Raw genomic sequence first — 19928 nt, forward strand, 5'->3', positions numbered from 1 at the left:
CACCCTGCCTATCACGCCCCCGGAGCGGCGAACGGGACTATGGGACAACCCGCCCGGCGGGCGCGGGGCCTCTGCTATGGGCCCCTCCGGGGACTCCCCCACCTGCGAAATGTCCCGTAGGTTCACGTCATGCAGCCCCAGCCCCACGCGCCCCGGAGCGCCGTCACCGTCGCCCGCGCCCTGGAACTCCCGGCCCTGCGCCGCGGCCTTCCCGAGGTACTGGCCGCCGCCGACCGCCTGCACCGGCCGGTGCGCTGGGTGCACGCGGGCGAGGCGCCGAACATCGCCGCGCTCCTCAAGGGCGGCGAGCTGCTGCTGACCACCGGCCTCGGCCTGGGCAGCCGCCCGGCCGACCAGCGCGCCTTCGTCCGGAAGCTGGCCGAACGGGACATCGCGGCCCTGGTGGTGGAGCTCGGCGCGCGCCTGCCCACGCTGCCCGCCGCCGTGGTGGACACGGCCCGCTCGGCGGGGCTCCCGCTCGTCCAGCTGCACCGGGAGGTCCCGTTCGTGGCGGTGACCGAGGAGATCCACACCGAGCTGGTCAACGAGCACTACGCCCTGCTGCGGCGCGCGGAGGACGTCCACCGGCGGTGCACCGGCGCGCTGCTGGACGGCGGCGGGGTGCCCGAAGTGCTGCGCCTGCTCGCGGACTTCGCCGGCAACCCCGTCTTCCTGGAGTCGCCCGACGGGCGGCTCCTCTACGCCGCCGGGCCCGATCCCGCGCCGCCGGGCGCGGCCGACCTGCTCCAGGTCTGGGACGGACTGCGGGACGCCGGCCTCGCCGGGCGGATGGCCGTCGACGTCCCCGGGCAGGGACCGGGCGGTCCGGGCGGCCCGGGCGCCCCGCGGGCCCGGCTGACCGTGCTGCCCGTCAACGCGCCCCTGGGACCCGTCCACCGCATGGCCGCCGACCGGACGGCCGGACTGCTGGCCGTCGTCCTGCTCCAGGCCCGCCAGGAGGAGGAGCTCGCGGCCCGCGGACGCGGCGACTTCCTCACCGACCTCGCCGAGGGCCGGCTCGACCCGGCCGACGCCCCCGCCCAGGCCCGTGTCCTCGGCTTCCGCCCGGGCCCCGGCCCCCTGCTGCCCGTCGTCCTGTCCGCCCCCGCCGGCCCCGGCCGGGACGGCAGTTGGGCGGCGCTGACCTGCGCGGTGCAGGAGGAACTGGCCGCCGTGGGGGTGCCCGTGCTGCTCGGCGTACGGCTCCCCGAGGGCCGCATGCCGCTGCTGGCCGGACTCCGGGACCCCGCCGAACGCCCCGCCGTCGCCGCCCGGCTCGCCACCGCCCTGCGCGCCGGGGCCCAGCGGGTCCGCTCCCGGCCGCCCGTGGTCGTCGTGGGCGCCCCCGCCGACTGGACGACCGCCGGGGGCGCCCTGCGCCACGCCGCCGAGGCCGCCACTGCGGCCGCCGGCCTGCCGGACCGCCCCTGGTACGACGCCCGCGCGCTCGACGTCGACCTGCTGCTTCAGCGACTCCGCGCCCACGGCGACCTCGCCGCCTTCGTCGACCGCGTCATCGGCCCCCTCCTCACCCACGACGCCGGCGCCCGCACCGGGCTCCTCCCCACCCTGGAGGCCTACCTGCGCCACGCGGGGCGCAAGGCCGAGACGGCCCGGGAGCTCCATGTCAACCGGCAGACGCTGTACGACCGGCTGGCACGCATTTCCGGGCTGCTCGGTACGGATCCGGATGAGCCGGAGACGCGGCTGGCGTTGGGGCTGGCGTTGCGGGGGCGGCGGCTGGTGGGGTGAGGGGCCCCTGAAACCGCGCTCCGCGCGGTTGTCCTCAAACGCCGGACGGGCTGTTCAGCCCGTCCGGCGTTTGAGGACAAGCGGCGAAGCCGCTTTCACCAGGGGTCCGGGTCCTCCCGGGAAACGGTGAAAGGGCGGGGATGGGGCTCCTCACCCACACAACTCGTCGTAAACGCTGAGCACATGAGCAACCGCATCGTCCTCCGACGGCCACCCCGCCACCAACCTCCGTCCACACGCCACCAACTCCCCCCTCCGCCGCCCGTCAACCAAAAGCCGCGAAACCGCACAGGCCAACGCCTCCGCATCCCCGTAAGGGACAAGCTCCGCCGCATCCCCCACCAGATCGGGCACACCCCCCACAGACGTCGCCACCAACGGCACCCCCACCCGAAAAGCCTCCTGCGCCAGCAACGACCGCGCCTCCCACCGACTGGGCAGAATCGCCAGATCCGCCGCGGAGAGCAGTTGCGGTACGTCATCCCGCCGCCCGACGAGCCGCACGGGCAGCCCCTCGTCCTCGATCCGCCGTTGCAGCGACGGCCGCTCGGGGCCCTCGCCGGCGACGACGAGCAGCGGCTCGGGGTCCAGCCGGCGCCAGGCGCGGGAGGCGTCGAGGAGCGGGCCGTAGCCCCGGCCCGGTTCGAGCCGGCCGACGGCGAGGAGCAAGGGCCGCCCGAGGACGCCGAGTTCGGCCAGCACCTTGTCGCGCGGGACGTCACCGTCCGGGTCGTCGCCGTCCGGTCCGTCGGGGCCCGGAGGGGGGACGGCACCCGGGACGGGGAACGCGACCGGGGTCAGCCGGGCGTCCCGCGCGCCGCGCCGCCGCGCCTGGTCCACCAGGTCCGGCGAGGTCCCGAGCACGACGGCGGCGGTGCGGGCGGCCCGGCGTTCCATCAGCCGGACGACATGGGCCCGGGCGCCCGCCGCGCAGACGCGCCGGTGCCAGGTGACCACCAGCGGCGTCGGCCGCCCGTGCAGGGCGAGGGCGGCGAGCACACCCCAGCGCAGACCGTGCGCGTGCACCACGTCCGCGTCGGCGCTCGCCGCGCGGATGCCGGCGATGAGGAGCGCGTCCGTCCCGGGCGGCAGCGGCGCGAACGAGGCGCCGCCCTCGGTGAATCCGTACCGCTCCTCGGTCCGCCCGGTCGCGCAGACCGTCACCCGCAGGCCCCGGGCGACGAGACCGGCGGCCAGCGACCGCACATGGGCGCCGCTGCCCGCGCTGCCGCCGCCCAGGACCTGGACGGCGTGCAGGGGCGGCCGCCCGTGGGACGTGCCGGATGTACTGCTCACGCGGGGGTGACTCCTGGATCGGCGGGATCGGCGTCGTACGGGAGGAGCGGGCAACGGCGCGGTGCCGTGCCCAGGATGCCAGCCGCCACCGACATCCACGCACCACCGCTCCGTGCACGGCCCGCCCTGTCTCGCCCGCACATCTGTGGATTCACCCGGTTTGGGGATTACGGGCCGTTGGTCCGTAGGTCGCCCGGCGCCCCGGCGCGGCTCACCTCACCGCCCCGCGCGCGCCGCCTCCAGCAGCTCCTCCGCGTGGGCGCGGGCGAGTTGGGAGTCCTCCTGCCCGGCGAGCATCCGCGACAGCTCGCGGATCCGGTCCTCGCCCTCCATCGCCTGCACCCCGCTGCGGGTCACCGTGCCGTCGTGGGTCTTCTCCACCACCAGGTGCCGGTCGGCGAAGGCGGCCACCTGCGGGAGGTGGGTGACGACGACGACCTGCGCGGTCCGGGCGAGCCGGGCCAGCCGGCGGCCGACCTCGACGGCGGCCCGGCCGCCGATGCCCGCGTCGACCTCGTCGAAGAGGTAGGTCGGCACCGGGTCGGAGCCCGCGAAGACCACCTCCACGGCGAGCATGACGCGGGACAGCTCACCGCCCGAGGCGCCCTTGGCGATGGGCCGCGGGTGGGCGCCGGGGTGCGGGGCGAGCAGGAGCTCGACGTCGTCGGCGCCGTGCGGGCCGAAGGCGACGGCGCGCCCGCCGACCTCGATGCCGGCCGCCGCGTCGGCGACCTCGTTCTGCCGGATGGCGAAGGAGACGCGCGCGTGCGGCATGGCGAGCTGGGCCAGCTCGGCGGTGACCGCCTCCGCGAACCGTTCCGCCGCCTCGGTGCGGGCGTCGGTCAGCTGCTGGGCGAGGGCGCCGAGTTCGTCGCGCAGGGCGTCGCGTTCGGCGGTGAGTTCCGCGATGCGGTCGTCGTCGCCCTCCAGCTCGCCCAGCCGGGCGGCGCTCCGCTCGGCCCAGGCGAGAACGGCACCGGCGTCCTCGCCGTACTTGCGCGTGAGGTGGGCGAGGGCGGCCCGCCGCTCCTCGACGGCGGCCAGCCGGCGCGGGTCGGCGTCCAGGTCGGAGGCGTACCCGGCGAGTTCTCCCGCCACGTCGGCGAGCAGGATGGCGATCTCGCCGGCCCGGTCGGCGAGCGCGGCCAGCGCCGGGTCGTGGGAGCGCACGGCCTCCAGCGCCCGGTGCGCCCCGGCCACGAGCGAGGCGGCGTCCACGGCCTCCGGGTCCTCGGGGTTCCCGGCCAGCGCCGCGTGGGCGGCGGTGGCGGCGGAGGCGAGGGACTCGGCGTGGCCGAGCCGTCCGGCCTCGGCGGCGAGTTCGGCGTCCTCGCCGGGCAGCGGCTCGACGGCGGCGATCTCGTCGAGGCCGAAGCGGAGCAGGTCCGCCTCCTGGGCGCGCTCGCGGGCCCGCGTGGTCAGCTCGTCGAGCCCGGCGGCGACGGCGCGCAGCCGCCGGTGGGCGTCCGTGTACTTGGCGAGCGGCGCGGACACCGCGTCCCCCGCGTACCGGTCGAGCGCGGCCCGCTGCCGGGCCGGGCGCAGCAGGCCCTGCTGGTCGGTCTGCCCGTGCACGGCGACGAGGTCGTCCGCCAGCTCGCCGAGCAGTCCGACGGGCACGCCGCGGCCGCCGACATGGGCGCGCGACCGTCCCTCGGCGGAGAGCGTGCGGCTGACGAGCAGCGTCCCGTCGTCGAGCTCCGCGCCCGCCTCCTCGGCGCGGACGGCCGCGGGCGACGCGCGGTCGACCGCGATCCGGCCCTCGACCACCGCCGCCTTCGCGCCGACGCGCACCAGCGCCGGGTCGGCCCTGCCTCCGAGCAGCAGCCCGAGGCTGGTCACGACCATGGTCTTGCCGGCACCGGTCTCGCCGGTCACCGCCGTGAAACCTGGTGACAGCTCGACCACCGCGTCATCAATGACGCCCAAGGACCGGATCCGCATCTCCTCCAACACGGATACGACCATACGAGGTTCCGGGGCCCCCTCGCGACGGCCTCCCCCACGGGCCGCCCTGGGGGCAGCCCCACCACCGGTCCGGGTGACCGCCGCATGGTCCGGAAACCCCGCCCCGACCAGGCTGAAGACATGACCGAACGCCCCTGTGCCCGTACCCGCCGCACCGCCGCCCTCCTGCTCACCGCGGCCGTCGCCCTGACCACCGCGGCCTGCGGCGAGGACACGGCCCGGGGCTCCTCCGCCGCCCCGTCCCCGACGGCCCGGCTCGACGGCGTGTGGCGGACGGACGGCTACGGGACGCTGGTCTCCGTCGAGGACGGGGGCCACCGCCTGCGGACCTACGACACCACGGCGGTGAGCTGCCTGCCCGGCACGACGGAGGCGAAGGGGAACGGCTCCGGCCGCTTCACCGACGCGGAGGGGTCGGGCCTCACGGTCGCCCCAGACGGGTCCGGCCGGGCCCGGATGAGCTTCGACGAGGGCGTCGGCCACCGCACCCTGCGCCGCGTCGGCGCCCTGCCGGCCGACTGCACGGCACGGACGGAGCCCGGCGAGCGGCCGGATCCGCGCCATGTCTTCGACGTGTTCTGGCAGACGTACGCCGAGAACTACCCGTTCTTCGAGAAGCGGCGGATCGACTGGACGGCGGCCCGCGACCGGTTCCGCCCCCGCGTCACGGCGAAGACCACCGACGACGAACTGTTCACGGTTCTCCGTCAGATGATCGAGCCGCTGCACGACGGCCACACGAGCATCGTGGCCGGGCCGGACAAGCGCTTCGGCGGCATCCGGGCGGGCACGGCGATGCCGACACCGGAGTCGATCGCCCGCACCGACAAGGCCGTCGCGGCGGCCGTAGGCGTCCCACTGCGCACCTGGGCCCAGGGCGCCATCTCCTACACGGACCTCCCCGACGGGACGGGCTACCTGCGCATCACCCGCTTCACCCGGTTCGCCGCGAAGGGCGGCCCGGAAGCCGACCTCGCCGAACTCGACCGGGCCCTCGACGACATCCTCACCCCCGCCCGCACCAGCGGCCACCGCGCCCTCCGCGGCCTCGTCCTCGACCTCCGCTTCAACGGCGGCGGCTCCGACCGCCTCGGCATCCGCATCGCCGAACGCCTCACCCGCACCCCTTACGTCGCCTACCTGAAGCACGCCCGCAACGACCCCCGGAACCCCCGGGGCTTCACCCCCGAGGTCCCCGTCCACGTCACCCCCCACAGCGGCCGCGCCTACACCGGCCCGATCGCCCTCCTCACCGGCCCGCTCACCATCAGCGCCGGCGAAACCTTCACCCAGGCCCTGGAGGGCCGTTCCCCCGCCCCCGTCCGCATCGGCGAGAACACCCAAGGCGCCTTCTCCGACGTCCTGGAACGCAAGCTCCCGAACGGCTGGACCTTCGGGCTCCCGAACGAGGAGTTCATGCGTCCGGGTGACCGACGGACGTACGACGTGACGGGCCTCCCGCCGCGGGTGCGGACGCCGGTCTTCACGGAGGAGGAGTTCGCGGGGCGGCGGGACTCGGCGTTGGCGAAGGCGCGGGAGGTGCTGGCCGGGTGAGGGTACGAACGCCGGACGGGCTGAAGTCAGCCCGTCCGGCGATTGAGGACAACCGCGCGCAGCGCGGTTTCAGGGGGTCCGGGGCCCTCCCCGGGAATCGGCGAAGGGGCGGGCCAGGGGCACCGCCCGCCGCAGGCGCACCCTAGTGCGGAGCCCCCCGCCACCCCGCCACCGGCAGAGCGAACTTCGCCACCAACCGATCAGTGAACGACGCATGATGCAGCCGAGCCAACCGCACCGGCACAGCCCCCCGCCGCACCTCCACCCGAGCCCCCGCAGGCAACTCCACACTCCTCCGCCCGTCACACCACAACACCCCGTTCGGCGTCTGCGGCTGCACCTCCACCGCCAGCACCGAATCAGGAGCCGTCACCAACGGCTTGGCGAACAGCGCGTGAGCACTGATCGGCACCATCAGCAGCGCCTCGACCTCGGGCCAGACCACAGGCCCACCGGCCGAGAACGCATAGGCGGTCGACCCGGTCGGCGTCGCGCACACCACACCGTCACCACCGAACCGCGAGACGGGCCGCCCGTCGACCTCGGTGACGACCTCCAGCAGCCGCTCCCGGGCGGCCTTCTCGACGGACGCCTCGTTGAGCGCCCAGTCGGTGTGGACGATGTGACCGTCCGTCCGGACGAGCACGTCGATGGTCATCCGCTCCTCGACCTCGTACTCCCGGGTCACCACCCGGTCGACGACCTTGTCGAGATCGTCCCGCTCGGCCTCGGCGAGGAAGCCGACCCGGCCGAGGTTGACGCCCAGCATGGGCACCCCGGAGCTGCGCGCGAACTCGGCGCCGCGCAGCAGCGTCCCGTCCCCGCCCAGCACGACGATCAGTTCGCAGCCGTCCAGGACGTTCGGCCGGTCGGGCCCGGTCTCGATCCGCTCGACGGAGGGCGGCAGCGGCAGGTCCGCGGCCTCCTCGGCGAGCACCCGCACCCCGATGCCGCACCGCAGCAGCCCCTGGACGACGAGTTCGGCGCTGCGGATGGCCGCGGGACGGCCGGTGTGCGCGAGCAGGAAGACGGTGCGTCTCCCCGTCGGCTGTGTCTGCGATGTCGCTTCTGTAGTGGTCACCGAGGCCCCTCCGCCACTGCACGGTCAACGTCCGCCGGGTCCAGTTCTGGCGCACCGGCGCGCAGCCACAGAAAGTACTCGACGTTGCCGGAGGGCCCGGGCAGCGGGCTGGCGGTGACGCCGAGGACGCCGAGTCCCAGGCCGGCGGCGCGGCGGGCGACCTCGCGCACCGCCTCGGCGCGCAGCTCGGGGCTGCGGACGACGCCGCCGCTGCCGAGCCGCTCCTTGCCGACCTCGAACTGCGGCTTGACCATCATGACCAGGTCCGCTCCGGGCGCGGTGCAGCTCACCAGCGCGGGCAGGACGAGGCCGAGCGGGATGAAGGACAGGTCGCCGACGACGAGGTCGACGGGTTCGCCGTCGAGCTGCTCCGGCGTCAGCTCGCGCACATTGGTGCGGTCCTTCACGGTGACCCGCTCGTCGCTCTGGAGGGACCAGGCGAGCTGCCCGTAGCCGACATCGACGGCGACGACGTGGGCGGCGCCCGCGCGCAGCAGGACGTCGGTGAAGCCGCCCGTCGAGGCGCCGGCGTCGAGGGCGCGCCGCCCCTCGACCTCCAGGCCGCGGGGGACGAAGGCGGCGAGCGCGCCGGCGAGCTTGTGGCCGCCGCGGGAGACGTAGTCGGGGTCGCTGTCGTCCTGGGCGACGACGAGGGCGGCGCTGGTCTCCACCTGGGTGGCGGGCTTCGTCGCCGTGGCGCCGCCGACGGTCACCCGGCCCGCGGCGATGAGCTGGCTCGCGTGCTCGCGGGAACGGGCCAGCTTGCGGCGCACCAGCTCCGCGTCGAGTCGGCGGCGGGTCACTGCCACGGGCGGTTCAGCTCCTGTTGTCGTACGGACGCGTGGGGCCCTGCGGCGGTCCGGCGCGCTCGTCGAGTGCGGCGAGCGCGGTCCGCAGGCCCTGGTGTACATCCTCGTACACCTCCAGGTGGCCGTCGGCGGCGAGGTGGTCGGCGTCCTCGAGCCGGGCCAGGTGGGCGTCCACGCCGGCGTTCCCCGTGGGAGTGCGGTCGACCCCGAGCGGCCGGGGTCCGGCGGGCTCCGTACCGGCGGCGTCCGGCACCGCCTCCGCGTCGGGTCCGGGCGTCCCGTCGCCCACGGCCGCCACGGCATCCTCTTCGGTCATGGCCCCGACGCTACCCCGGAACGGCCGCTTCTCCGATGTTCGCCCCCGTGCGGTGTACCGTCCGGTGCAATGGCGACCATCGAGGAGTGCCGCAGCGCGCTCGACAGACTGGCTCAGAACCTCGCCGGCGCGGACGAGACGCTCCGCAGTGCCGCGATGCTCGACCGCTCGCTCAGCTGTCATGTGACCGATCTGGACGTCACCTTCGTGGGCCACCTCCGCGAGGGCCGGCTCAAGGAGGTCCGCACGGTGCCGGGGGTGCCGGAGCAGCGGGCGGAGATCGGGCTGGAGATGACCGGTGACGATCTGCTGGCCCTGGTCGACGGCCGGCTGCCCTTCGCGCGGGCCTGGGCGAGCGGCCGGGTGAAGCTCAGGGCCGGCCTGATCGACGTCCTCAGGCTGCGGTCGATTCTGTGACCGCGGCCTCGGCACCGGCCTCCGGCTCCGGCGCCCGGCGCGCCTGCCGCGCGGCGGGTACGACGAGCGGCGTCCCGGTCTGCGGATCGTCGATGATCTGACAGCTCAGCCCGAAGACCCGTTCCACCAGCTCGGACGTCACCACGTCCCCCGGCGCGCCCTCGGCGACGACCTTCCCGTCCCGCATGGCGATGAGGTGGGTGGCGTAGCGGGCGGCGTGGTTGAGGTCGTGGAGGACGGCGACGAGCGTGCGGCCCTGCTCCTCGTGGAGCTCGGCGCAGAGGTCGAGGACCTCGATCTGGTGCTGGATGTCGAGGTACGTGGTCGGCTCGTCGAGGAGCAGCAGCGGGGTCCGCTGGGCGAGGGCCATGGCGATCCAGACGCGCTGCCGCTGGCCGCCGGAGAGCTCGTCGACGTAGCGGTCGGCGAGCGCGGCGACGCGGGTGGCCTCCATCGACTCCTGGACGACCTGCTCGTCCTCGGGCGACCACTGCCGCAGCAGCCCCTGGTGGGGGTAGCGGCCGCGGGCGACGAGGTCGGCGACGGTGATGCCGTCCGGCGCGACGGACGACTGCGGCAGCAGGCCGAGCGTGCGGGCCACCTTCTTGGCCGGGTACGAGCCGATGGCCTGGCCGTCCAGGAGCACGGACCCGGCCTCGGGCCTGAGCATCCGGGACAGGGCGCGCAGCAGCGTGGACTTGCCGCAGGCGTTGGGGCCGACGATGACGGTGAAGGAGTTGTCGGGTATCTCGACGGAGAGGTCTTCCGCGATGACCCGCCGGTCGTAGGCGAGGGTGACGGATTCGGCCTTCAGGCGGCTCATGGTGGTGTCTCCTTGTCCGTGCGTGTTCGTGTGCGCCGTCGCGTCGTCGTGTGCGCTGTCGTGTGCGCCGTCGGGCCCGCCGCGTCCCGGTGCGGAACTGCCGCCCATCACACCCGCCCCGCCCTGCGCTCCGTGTACAGCAGCCACAGCAGGTAGACCCCGCCGAGCATGCCGGTGAGCACCCCGACCGGCAGCTGGTCGGCGCCGAACAGGCGCTGGGCGGCCCAGTCGGCCGAGACCAGCAGGGCCGCGCCGGTGCAGGCGGCGGCGGTGAGGCAGGGGCCGGACGACCGGGTGAGGCGCCGGGCGATCTGGGGAGCGGAGAGGGCGACGAAGGCGATGGGCCCGGCGGCGGCCGTGGCGGCGGCCGTCAGCAGCACGGCCGCGGTCAGCGAGACCAGCCGCGTCCGCTCGACCCGCACCCCGAGCGCGTACGCCGTGTCGTCGCCCATCTCCAGCATCCGCAGGCCGCGGCCCTGGCCGAGGACGACGGGGACGAGTACGGCGAACGCGCAGAGCAGCGGCCACACCTGGCTCCAGTCGCGGCCGTTGAGGGAGCCGACCATCCACACCGTGGCGCGCGTCGCGTCGTTGAGGTCCGCCTGGGTCAGCAGGTAGCCGATGACCGAGGTGAGGATGGCGGTCATGGCGATGCCGACGAGGACGAACCGGTTCCCGTGCACGCCCTTCTGCCACGCCAGCAGGTAGATGGCCACACCGGAGGCCAGCCCGCCGGCCAGCGCTCCGCCGGCCACCGCCATGGGGGTGCCCTGGAAGAGGACGATGACCAGCAGCGCCCCGACGGTGGAGCCCTGGGAGAGGCCGAGCACGTCCGGGCTGCCCAGCGGGTTGCGGGAGACGGACTGGAAGACCGCCCCGGCCAGCGCGAGGGACGCGCCGACGAGCAGGGCGACGAGGACGCGGGGCAGCCGCAGGTCCTCGACGATGAACTCCTGCGCGGGCGTCCCGCCGCCGGTCAGCGTGCGGAGCACCTCGGCGGGCGACAGCGGGTAGTCGCCGGTGCCGATGAGCGCGACGGAGGCGGTCAGCGCGGCGGCCACCAGGAGCAGGACGGCGAGCACCGCGCGGGGCTCGACCCGCACGGACAGCCCGCCGCGGGTGCGGACGACGTTCATGGTTCTTCTCGGTTCGCTTCCGGGACGGGCCCGGCGTGGGGCACTCACAGGTGGGCCATCCGCCGGCGCCGGATGAGGCGGATGAACAGGGGGCCGCCGACCAGCGCGGTGACGATGCCGACCTGGAGCTCGGAGGGCCGGGCGACGACCCGTCCGAGGATGTCCGTGGCGAGCAGCAGGACGGGCGCGAGAACAGCGGCGTAGGGCAGGACCCAGCGCAGGTCGGGCCCGGTGAAGGAGCGGACCATGTGGGGCACCATCAGCCCCACGAAGACGATGGGGCCACAGGCGGCGGTCGCCGCGCCGCACAGCAGGGTGACGGCGGCCAGGCCGAGCACCCGGGTGGCGGCCGGCCGGGTGCCGAGCGCCCGGGCCTGGTCGTCGCCCAGGGCCATGGCGTTGAGCGGCCGGGCCAGCGCCAGGGCGAGCACGAGTCCCGCGGCGATGAACGGCGCGACCTGGCCGACGAGCGTCGCGTTGGCGGACGCCAGGGAACCGACGGTCCAGAACCGCATCCGGTCCAGCGCGGCCGAGTCCGTCAGCTCCACCGCGTACACATAGCCGTTGAGCACGGCGGTGACGGCGGTGCCCGCGAGGGCGAGCCGTACGGGGGTGGCGTTCCGGCTGCCGCCGAGCACATGGACGACGACGGACACGACGGCGGCACCGAGGAACGCGAACCACACGTACCCGGTGAGCGAGGTGACACCGAGGAAGCTGATGGCGGACACCACGGCCGCCGCGGCTCCGGCGCTGATGCCGAACAGCCCGGGGTCGGCGAGGGGGTTGCGGGTCAGGGCCTGCATGACGGTCCCCGCGAGGCCGAGCGCGGCCCCGGTGAGCAGCCCGAGCAGGGTGCGGGGGACGCGTACGTCGCGTACGACGACGTCCGTCTCGTTCCCGGTGTAGTGGAACAGCCCGTGCCAGACCTGGTCCAGGGGAACCTGCTTGGCGCCGACGGCGACGGACGCCATGACGACGAGCAGCAGGAGGCCGACGGAGACCAGCAGTCCGACGGCGCGTCCGGCATTGCGGCGGGGCACGGCCTCGGGGGAGGTGCCCGGTGGAACTTGGGGGGAGACGACGGCCAACACCTGGGTTAGGTTAGCCTACCCTCCGAAGTTGCCCCTTACCGAGAGAAGCACCACCCATGAGCACCACCCGCACCACCGTACTGTCCCGTCGCGGCCTCCTCACTGCGGGTGGCGCCCTCGGCGTCGGCGCCCTCCTCGCCGCATGCGGTGGCGGCTCATCGGACTCGTCGGGCTCCTCGGATTCCAACGGTGGTTCGGGCGGTTCGGGCAAGGGCCCGTGGACCTTCAAGGACGACCGCGGCACCACCGCCAAGTCCGACAGCACCCCCAAGCGCGTCGTCGCCTTCACCGGCACGGCCGCCGCCCTCCACGACTTCGGCGTCGAGTGCGTCGGCGTCTTCGGCCCGACCACGCTCAAGAACGGCAAGCCCGACCCGCAGGCCGGCGATCTCGACGTCACCAAGGTGACCGTCCTCGGCAACACCTGGGGCGAGTTCAGCGTCGAGAAGTACGCGAGGCTCAACCCCGACCTGCTCGTCACCAACATGTTCGAGCCCGACGCGCTCTGGTACGTGCCCGACGACAGCAAGAAGAAGATCCTGGGCCTCGCCCCCAGCGTCGGCCTCACCTCGGCCCGTGTCTCCATGCTGAAGCCCATCGAGCGCTACGCCGAACTGGCCGCCTCCCTCGGCGCCGACCTCAAGGCGAAGAAGGTCGCCGATGCCAAGGCCCGCTTCGAGAAGGCCGCCGAGACCCTGCGCCGGACCGCCAAGTCCCACCGCGTCAAGGTCATGGCCGCCTCCGGCAGCGCCGACCTCTTCTACGTCTCCAACCCGGCCGTCAACGCCGACCTCATGTACTTCCGCGAGCTCGGCGTGGACTTCGTCGTCCCCCAGAAGCTCGACAAGGGCGGCTACTTCGAGAGCCTGAGCTGGGAGAACGCCAACAAGTACGAGGCCGACCTGATCATCCTGGACAGCCGCACCTCCGCCCTCCAGCCCAAGGACCTGGAGTCCAAGCCGACCTGGGCCAAGCTGCCCGCCGTCGCGGCCGGCCAGGTCAGCCCCTGGCTCAGCGAACCGCGCTTCTCCTACGCGGGCTGCGCGCCGCTCCTGGAGAACCTCGCCGCCGCCATCGAGAAGGCGAAGAAGCTCTCGTGACCGACCTGCCCTACCGATTCTTCGACGTCCACGTCCTGCGGACCGAGCGGATCAGCCCCGCCCTGATCCGCGTCACCCTCGGCGGCGACCGCCTCGGCGACCTCGTCACCGACGGCCGTGACCAGCGCTTCAAGCTGTTCCTGCCGCAGCCCGGCCAGGACGCGCCGCTGCTGCCCGAACCCCTCGACGAGGGCTGGTACACCCGCTGGCGGGCCGAGGACCCCGCCGTCCGGGCGGTCATGCGCACCTACACCGTGAGCGACTACCGCCGGGACCCCGACGGCACCGCCGAACTCGACGTGGACTTCGTCCAGCACGGCGACGACAAGGGTGCCGCCCACGGCGGCCCCGCCTCCCACTGGTCCCGCACCACCCGCCCCGGCGACCGGGCCGCCGTCCTCGCCCCCGTCGTCGAGAACAACGGCGGCACCGACTACCAGCCCCCGGCCGGCACCGACTGGACCCTCATCACCGGCGACGAGTCCGCCCTCCCGGCCGTCGCCGGCATCCTCGCCTGGCTGCCCGCCGGCATGCCCGCCAAGGTCTGGATCGAAGTCCCCCACCCCGACGACATCCGCCCCCTCCCCACCGCCGCCGACGCCCACATCACCTGGCTCGTCCGCGACACCGACACCCCCGTCCTCGACACCCTCCGCACCGCCGACCTGCCCCCCGGCACTCCCTACGCCTGGATCGCCGGCGAGGCGGGCACGGTCCGCGAACTCCGCCGCCACCTGGTGAACGAGCGGGGGATCGACCGCAAGGCGGTCACGTTCACGGGCTACTGGCGAAAGGGCAAGACGGAGGAACAGCTACTGGAAGAACTGGGCTGAGCGACAGCCCGTCCGGCGCTTGAGGACAGCGCGCGCAGCGCGCTTCGGGGGGCACGGGGAGGCCGGTCCGCCCCACACAGCCCGTCCGGCGCTTGAAGACAGGCGGCGCAGCCGCCTCCCGGGGTCCGGGGCAGGGCCCCGGGAAACGGTGAAAGGGTGGGACCGGGGCTCCCCTACCAGCCCAACCGCCCCAGCGCCTCACTCGCATCCGCTCCACACACCCCGTCCCCCGCCGCCGTCCACGCGGCAGCACACAACGCCCGCAGTCCATCAATCCGCTCCCCGTCCCCGCCGAGGACGAGCCGCCCATCGCTCACGGCCGCCGTCCACCCCCCGCACAGGAACCCCCCGTCCGCCAGGGAAACAGCAGGCTGCACCTCCAACAACCCCCGCAAATCCTCCGCCACATACGTAGCCCGATGCTCAGGCCGCGCCGCCACCGCCTCCGCCGCCGTAGTCACCCCCGTCAACACCAACAGCGAGTCCACCCCACCCGCATACGCCCCCTCAATATCCGTATCGAGCCGGTCCCCGACCACCAGCGGCCGCTCGGCCCCCGTCCGCAGCACCGTCTCACGGTGCATCGGTGGCAGCGGCTTCCCCGCCACCTGAGGCACCCTCCCCGTGGCGATCTTCACGACCTCCACGGCAGCCCCATTGCCGGGCGCGATCCCACGCCCACTCGGAATCGTCAGGTCCGTATTGGAGGCGAACCACGGCAGCCCGCGCGCCACCGCGTACGACGCCTCCATCAGCCGCGACCACGGCATGTCCGGCCCGCCGTACCCCTGGGCCACAGCGGCCGGATCGTCGTCCACGGAATCCACCGGCACCAGCCCACGCTCACGCAGCGCCACCCGCAGCCCCTCGGCGCCGATCACCAGGACCCGCGACCCCGCCGGCAGCTGCTCCGCTATCAGCCGGGACACCGCCTGCGCCGAGTTGATCACGTCCCCGGGAGCGGCCGGGATGCCCAGCTCGGTCAGATGCCCGGCCACCACCTCCGGCGTCCGGGCCGCGTTGTTCGTGACATACGCGAGGTGCATTCCGCCCTTCCGCGCCGCCTCCAGCGACCCGACGGCGTGCGGGATGGCCTCACCCCCGGCATAGACCACCCCGTCGAGATCCAGCAAGGCCGTGTCGTACGCCTCACTCAGCCGCCGCTCGCTGCCGTCGGGCCGGGTCCGGACGCTCTCGTTCATACGGAGTTCTCTCCTTGTGCTCTTCGTCTCTGTCTCGATCATTGCTCATCCGGCCACGGGACATAACATTTACTGATGAGCACTCCGGACTCCGCGGGGCAAGGTCTCCGACTCGCCCCTTTCCGAGGACTGCGCTACGTCCCCGAGCGAGTCGGCAGCCTCGCGGCCGTGACATCGCCACCGTACGACGTCGTCGTCCGGCCCGACGGGCTGCGCCACCTGGAGACCGCCGATCCGCACAACATCGTCCGGCTGATCCTCCCGCAGGCCGCCACCGCCGCCGGCCGGCACCGCCGCGCCGCCGACACCCTGCGCCGCTGGCAGGACGAGCACATCCTCGCCCCGGACCCGGAACCCGCGCTCTACGTGTACGAGCAGCGCGGCGACGGCATACTCCAGCGCGGCCTCATCGGCGCGCTGCGCCTCACACCGCGCGAGGAGGGTGTGGTCCTCCCCCACGAGGACGTCATGCCGCACATCGTCGAGGACCGCGCCGCCCTGATGCGGGACACCGGCGCCAACCTGGAGCCCCTGCTCTTCGCCTACCGGGGCAACGGCACCACCACCGGCGCCGCCGCCGTCATCGAACGCGTCATCACGACGACCCCGCTGCTCTCCACCACGACCGACGACGGCTTCGCCCACCGCCTCTGGTCCGTGACGGCCGCCGACGACCTGGCCCGCATCGGCGACGACCTCTCCCGCCGCCAGGCCCTCATCGCCGACGGCCACCACCGCTGGGCCACCTACCTGCGCCTCCGCTCCGAGCAACCGGCACCGGGCCCCTGGGACTTCGGCCTCGTCCTCCTCGTGGACACCGCCCGCTACCCGCTGCGCGTCCGGGCCATCCACCGGCTGCTCCACCGGCTCCCGGTCGCGGACGCGCTGACCGCCCTGGGCGACGCGTTCCGCGTCCGCACCCTCGGCGGCCCGCTGCCGACGGCCCTGGAGGCACTGGCCGACACCTCCGCCGCCGACGAGCACGGCAACGCCTTCCTGCTCGCCGGGGACGGCCGCTTCCACCTCGTCGACCGCCCGGACCCGGGCCTGCTCGCCCGCACGGTCCCGGCCGACCGGCCGCGGGCCTGGCGCGAGCTCGACGCCACCGTCCTGCACTCGGTGCTGCTGGAACACGTGTGGCGGGTCAGCGACGACCCGGAGCACATCGGCTACATCCACGAGGCGGCCGCCGCGGTCCGCCAGGCGGAGCGGCACGGCGGCACGGCCGTCCTGATGCATCCCGTCCGCGAGGAAGTGGTACGGGAACTCGCCGCCCAGGGCGTCACGATGCCGCGCAAGTCCACGTCCTTCGGACCGAAGCCGGCGACCGGCCTGGTACTGCGGAGCCTCACCCTGGACGACTGACGGCGTCCGGACATGACGGTGGGGCGGGAACCCGTACGGGTTCCCGCCCCACCGTCATGTCATCGGCCTACCGGGCGTCAGCCCTTGTCGCCGGACTCCTCGGGCTTGCCGACCGCGTCCGCCGCGTCCTGCTCCTTCGCCTCCGGCTCCCCGGCCTCGTCCGCCTCCTCGACCTCCGCGTCCTCGACGACGGCGTCCTCGGTGTCCTTGGCGTCCTCGACCTCTTCGATCTCGGCCAGGGCGTCGGTGAACTCGACGCCGTCCAGCTCGGCGAGCCGGTCGGAGGCGTTGGTCGTCCCGCCCTGGTCCGCCTCCAGCGCCTTGGCGAACCACTCGCGCGCCTCGGCCTCACGGCCGACGTCGAGCAGCGCGTCCGCGTACGCGTACCGCAGGCGCGCGGTCCACGGCTGGACGGAGTTCGACGCGAGCTCGGAGCTCTGCAGCGTGACGACGGCCGCCTCTGCCTGCCCCATGTCCTTGCGGGCACCGGCCGCCACCAGGCGCATCTCCACCTGGCCGGCCTTGTCGAGCTTCTGCACCTCGGGCTCACCGGCCATGGCCAGCGCCCGCTCCGGACGGCCCATGCCGCGCTCGCAGTCCGCCATGACGGGCCACAGCTCGACCGAACCGGTCATCCGGCGCGCGGCCCGGAACTCGGCCAGCGCCTCCGAGTACTTGGCCGTCGCGTACGAGGCGAAGCCGGCCGCCTCACGGACGGCCGCCACGCGCGAGGCGAGCCGCAGCGCGACCCGGGAGTACCCGTACGCCTGCTCCGGGTCCTCGTCCAGCAGCTTGGCCACCATCACGAGGTTCCGCGCCACGTCCTCCGCGAGCGTCTTCGGCAGGCTCATGAGCTCCTGCCGCACATCCGCGTCGATCTCCTCACCCGTCACATCGTCCGGGATCGGCAGCCGCTTCACCGGCTCCCGCTCACCCCGGTCCCGGTCACGCTCCCGGTCGTCCCGGTGCCCGTACCCACCACGCGAACGGTCGTCCCGCCCGCGGTAGCCGCCACCCTGCCGGTCCCGGTCGTCACGGCGCCCGTAGCCACCGCCACCGGCGGGACGGCCACCGCGGTCGTCACGCCGGTCGTCACGGCGAAAACCGCCACGGTCATCGTCCCGACGCGGACCACGGTCATCCCGCCGGTCGTCGCGACGGAAGGACGGACGGTCATCACGCCCACCGCGGAACCCGCCACGGTCGTCATCACGACGCGGACCACGGTCGTCACGGCGCTCGTCACGGCGGAACCCGCCACGGTTGTCGTCACGGCGGGGGCCACGGTCATCACGCCGGTCGTCGCGGCGGAAGGGCGGACGCTCGTCACGGCCGCCACGGAACCCGCCACGGTCGTCGTCACGGCGGGGGCCACGGTCATCACGCCGGTCGTCGCGGCGGAAGGGCGGACGCTCGTCACGGCCGCCACGGAACCCGCCACGGTCGTCATCACGACGCGGACCACGATCGTCACGCCGGTCATCACGGCGGTCGTCACGGCGGAAGGGCGGACGGTCATCACGCCCACCGCGGAAACCGCCACGGTCGTCATCACGACGCGGACCGCGGTCATCACGGCGGTACGACGGACGGTCGGCGTCACGGCGCTCGTCACGGCGGAACCCATCGCGGTCGTCGTCGCGACGGGGGCCACGGTCATCACGCCGGTCGTCGCGGCGGAAGGGCGGACGGTCATCACGCCCACCGCGGAAACCGCCACGGTCGTCATCACGACGCGGACCGCGGTCATCACGGCGGTACGACGGACGGTCGGCGTCACGGCGCTCGTCACGGCGGAACCCACCGCGGTCGTCGTCGCGACGGGGGCCACGGTCATCACGCCGGTCGTCGCGACGGAAGGGCGGACGCTCGTCACGGCCGCCCCGGAACCCGCCACGGTCGTCATCACGACGCGGACCGCGGTCATCGCGGCGGTACGACGGACGGTCGGCGTCACGGCGCTCGTCACGGCGGAACCCACCGCGGTCGTCGTCGCGACGGGGGCCACGGTCATCACGCCGGTCGTCGCGGCGGAAGGGCGGACGGTCATCACGGCCGCCACGGAACCCACCACGGTCATCGTCCCGACGCGGACCACGGTCATCGCGACGGTACGACGGACGGTCGGCATCGCGGCGCTCGTCACGGCGGAACCCGCCACGGTCGTCGTCCCGACGCGGACCACGGTCATCGCGACGGTACGACGGACGGTCGGCATCGCGGCGCTCGTCACGGCGGAACCCACCACGGTCGTCGTCGCGACGACCGTAACCGCCCCCGGTGGGACGGCCACCGCGGTCGTCACGGCGCTCGTCACGGCGGAACCCGCCACGGTCGTCGTCCCGACGCGGACCACGGTCATCACGCCGGTCGTCGCGACGGAAGGGCGGACGCTCGTCACGGCCGCCACGGAACCCACCACGGTCGTCATCACGACGCGGACCACGGTCATCACGCCGGTCATCGCGACGGAAGGACGGACGGTCGGCATCGCGGCGACCATAACCGCCCCCGGTGGGACGTCCGCCACGGTCGTCACGGCTTCCGCGGTATCCACCACGGTCGTCGTCACGCCGGCCGTAGCCACCACCGGCAGGGCGGCCGCCCCGGTCATCACGGCGGTCGTCACGGCGGAATCCGCCCCGCGGCCCGCCGTGGCGGTCGCCGCCCGAACGGTCGTCGGGAGAGTTGGTGGACATCGACGTGACTCCTGTCTTGAGGTACCGCTGTCATTCTCGCGCAGCCGCCCAGCAGATGCGCTTCGACAAAAACAAAAAGGACCCTTGGTCCCAGCGTGAACGCTGGGACCAAGGGTCCTTGAAAGATTGTTCGGCGGCGTCCTACTCTCCCACACGGTCCCCCATGCAGTACCATCGGCGCTGAAAGGCTTAGCTTCCGGGTTCGGAATGTAACCGGGCGTTTCCCTAACGCTATGACCACCGAAACCCTATCGGTTTCGAGCGAACAAGCACACTCTTCAATTAAGTGGTTCTGCTCTTTACCAGCAACTGTTCGTTGCTTCAGAACTAACACAGTGGACGCGAGCAACTGAGGACAAGCCCTCGGCCTATTAGTACCAGTCAGCTCCAACCGTTACCGGTCTTCCACACCTGGCCTATCAACCCAGTCGTCTACTGGGAGCCTTACCCACTCAAAGGTGGTGGGAGCCCTCATCTCGAAGC

15 protein-coding genes, 1 rRNA gene and 3 pseudogenes are annotated in these 19928 nt (G+C 73.7%); 6 read left to right on the forward strand and 13 right to left on the reverse strand.

Annotated elements, in window-relative coordinates:
- The first annotated feature begins 129 nt into the window (after positions 1-129).
- Positions 130-1752 (forward strand): PucR family transcriptional regulator, encoded by a 1623-nt coding sequence (locus tag HN013_RS29405; protein WP_171171596.1) that lies wholly within the window; start codon positions 130-132, stop codon positions 1750-1752.
- 150 nt (positions 1753-1902) lie between these two features.
- On the opposite strand, the gene HN013_RS29410 is transcribed toward HN013_RS29405, so the two are convergent.
- Together HN013_RS29410 and recN are read right to left on the reverse strand one after the other, a co-directional pair.
- Entirely contained in the window at positions 1903-3048 is a 1146-nt protein-coding gene (locus HN013_RS29410; protein ID WP_171171598.1) for a glycosyltransferase family 4 protein, read from the reverse strand.
- Between the two features lie 216 nt (positions 3049-3264).
- Entirely contained in the window at positions 3265-5016 is a 1752-nt protein-coding gene (gene recN / locus HN013_RS29415; RefSeq protein ID WP_171171600.1) for a DNA repair protein RecN, read from the reverse strand.
- A 120-nt stretch (positions 5017-5136) separates the two neighbouring features.
- On the opposite strand from recN, the gene HN013_RS29420 reads away from it, so the two are divergent.
- Positions 5137-6570, forward strand: a complete 1434-nt coding sequence (locus HN013_RS29420; RefSeq protein ID WP_171171602.1) for a S41 family peptidase — start codon at positions 5137-5139, stop codon at positions 6568-6570.
- Between the two features lie 142 nt (positions 6571-6712).
- Here HN013_RS29420 and HN013_RS29425 read toward each other — a convergent pair whose 3' ends face one another.
- Genes HN013_RS29425 through HN013_RS29435 form a run of 3 tightly spaced genes read right to left on the reverse strand, consistent with a single transcriptional unit; the run spans position 6713 to position 8776 of the window.
- Positions 6713-7651, reverse strand: coding sequence for an NAD kinase (locus tag HN013_RS29425; protein WP_171171604.1), 939 nt, complete (start codon positions 7649-7651; stop codon positions 6713-6715).
- Entirely contained in the window at positions 7648-8454 is an 807-nt protein-coding gene (locus HN013_RS29430; RefSeq protein ID WP_171171629.1) for a TlyA family RNA methyltransferase, read from the reverse strand. The genes HN013_RS29425 and HN013_RS29430 overlap by 4 nt, the downstream gene beginning before the upstream one ends.
- 13 nt (positions 8455-8467) lie before the next feature.
- Positions 8468-8776, reverse strand: a complete 309-nt coding sequence (locus tag HN013_RS29435) for a hypothetical protein (protein WP_171171606.1) — start codon at positions 8774-8776, stop codon at positions 8468-8470.
- 69 nt (positions 8777-8845) lie between these two features.
- Here HN013_RS29435 and HN013_RS29440 point away from each other — a divergent pair, with 69 nt between their 5' ends.
- Complete coding sequence (locus tag HN013_RS29440) at positions 8846-9193, forward strand: sterol-binding protein (RefSeq protein WP_171171608.1); 348 nt, start codon at positions 8846-8848, stop codon at positions 9191-9193.
- On the opposite strand, the gene HN013_RS29445 is transcribed toward HN013_RS29440, so the two are convergent.
- The 4 genes and pseudogenes from HN013_RS29445 to HN013_RS34270 form a co-directional block, all read right to left on the reverse strand.
- Positions 9171-10016 (reverse strand): ABC transporter ATP-binding protein, encoded by an 846-nt coding sequence (locus tag HN013_RS29445; RefSeq protein WP_171171610.1) that lies wholly within the window; start codon positions 10014-10016, stop codon positions 9171-9173. The genes HN013_RS29440 and HN013_RS29445 overlap by 23 nt on opposite strands.
- A 107-nt stretch (positions 10017-10123) precedes the next feature.
- On the reverse strand, positions 10124-11152 hold the full coding sequence (locus tag HN013_RS29450; RefSeq protein WP_171171612.1) for an iron chelate uptake ABC transporter family permease subunit: 1029 nt from the start codon (positions 11150-11152) through the stop codon (positions 10124-10126).
- Between the two features lie 44 nt (positions 11153-11196).
- On the reverse strand, positions 11197-12243 hold the full coding sequence (locus tag HN013_RS29455; protein ID WP_212764973.1) for an iron chelate uptake ABC transporter family permease subunit: 1047 nt from the start codon (positions 12241-12243) through the stop codon (positions 11197-11199).
- Between the two features lie 158 nt (positions 12244-12401).
- Positions 12402-12686, reverse strand: a pseudogene (locus tag HN013_RS34270) (hypothetical protein); the annotation flags it as partial.
- On the opposite strand from HN013_RS34270, the pseudogene HN013_RS29460 reads away from it, so the two are divergent.
- Both HN013_RS29460 and HN013_RS29465 read left to right on the forward strand, forming a co-directional pair.
- Positions 12624-13346, forward strand: a pseudogene (locus tag HN013_RS29460) (ABC transporter substrate-binding protein); the annotation flags it as partial. The pseudogenes HN013_RS34270 and HN013_RS29460 overlap by 63 nt on opposite strands.
- On the forward strand, positions 13343-14179 hold the full coding sequence (locus HN013_RS29465) for a siderophore-interacting protein (RefSeq protein WP_171171616.1): 837 nt from the start codon (positions 13343-13345) through the stop codon (positions 14177-14179). The pseudogene HN013_RS29460 and the gene HN013_RS29465, both read left to right, overlap by 4 nt.
- 173 nt (positions 14180-14352) lie before the next feature.
- On the opposite strand, the gene HN013_RS29470 is transcribed toward HN013_RS29465, so the two are convergent.
- Positions 14353-15381: an HAD hydrolase-like protein gene (locus HN013_RS29470; protein WP_171171618.1), complete on the reverse strand. Its 1029-nt coding sequence runs from the start codon at positions 15379-15381 to the stop codon at positions 14353-14355.
- A gap of 75 nt (positions 15382-15456) precedes the next feature.
- Here HN013_RS29470 and HN013_RS29475 point away from each other — a divergent pair, with 75 nt between their 5' ends.
- Positions 15457-16746 (forward strand): DUF1015 family protein, encoded by a 1290-nt coding sequence (locus tag HN013_RS29475; RefSeq protein ID WP_171171620.1) that lies wholly within the window; start codon positions 15457-15459, stop codon positions 16744-16746.
- A 77-nt stretch (positions 16747-16823) separates the two neighbouring features.
- Here HN013_RS29475 and HN013_RS29480 read toward each other — a convergent pair whose 3' ends face one another.
- The 3 genes and pseudogenes from HN013_RS29480 to rrf form a co-directional block, all read right to left on the reverse strand.
- Entirely contained in the window at positions 16824-17612 is a 789-nt protein-coding gene (locus HN013_RS29480; RefSeq protein WP_312018751.1) for a hypothetical protein, read from the reverse strand.
- Between the two features lie 801 nt (positions 17613-18413).
- Positions 18414-19142, reverse strand: a pseudogene (locus HN013_RS34275) (RNA helicase); the annotation flags it as partial.
- Between the two features lie 431 nt (positions 19143-19573).
- Positions 19574-19690 (reverse strand): 5S ribosomal RNA (gene rrf / locus HN013_RS29490).
- Positions 19691-19928 lie beyond the last annotated feature (238 nt).

It is taken from the genome of Streptomyces sp. I05A-00742 (assembly GCF_013055795.1).
Classification (GTDB): Bacteria; Actinomycetota; Actinomycetes; order Streptomycetales; family Streptomycetaceae; genus Streptomyces.

What these genes read in the sequence shown, in the direction of transcription:
- HN013_RS29405 (WP_171171596.1), top strand. Translation starts at nt 130, where the DNA reads ATGCAGCCCCAGCCCCACGCGCCCCGGAGCGCCGTCACCGTCGCCCGC.
- recN (WP_171171600.1), bottom strand. Translation starts at nt 5,016, where the DNA reads ATGGTCGTATCCGTGTTGGAGGAGATGCGGATCCGGTCCTTGGGCGTC.
- HN013_RS29420 (WP_171171602.1), top strand. Translation starts at nt 5,137, where the DNA reads ATGACCGAACGCCCCTGTGCCCGTACCCGCCGCACCGCCGCCCTCCTG.
- HN013_RS29435 (WP_171171606.1), bottom strand. Translation starts at nt 8,776, where the DNA reads ATGACCGAAGAGGATGCCGTGGCGGCCGTGGGCGACGGGACGCCCGGA.
- HN013_RS29440 (WP_171171608.1), top strand. Translation starts at nt 8,846, where the DNA reads ATGGCGACCATCGAGGAGTGCCGCAGCGCGCTCGACAGACTGGCTCAG.
- HN013_RS29445 (WP_171171610.1), bottom strand. Translation starts at nt 10,016, where the DNA reads ATGAGCCGCCTGAAGGCCGAATCCGTCACCCTCGCCTACGACCGGCGG.
- HN013_RS29450 (WP_171171612.1), bottom strand. Translation starts at nt 11,152, where the DNA reads ATGAACGTCGTCCGCACCCGCGGCGGGCTGTCCGTGCGGGTCGAGCCC.
- HN013_RS29470 (WP_171171618.1), bottom strand. Translation starts at nt 15,381, where the DNA reads ATGAACGAGAGCGTCCGGACCCGGCCCGACGGCAGCGAGCGGCGGCTG.
- HN013_RS29475 (WP_171171620.1), top strand. Translation starts at nt 15,457, where the DNA reads ATGAGCACTCCGGACTCCGCGGGGCAAGGTCTCCGACTCGCCCCTTTC.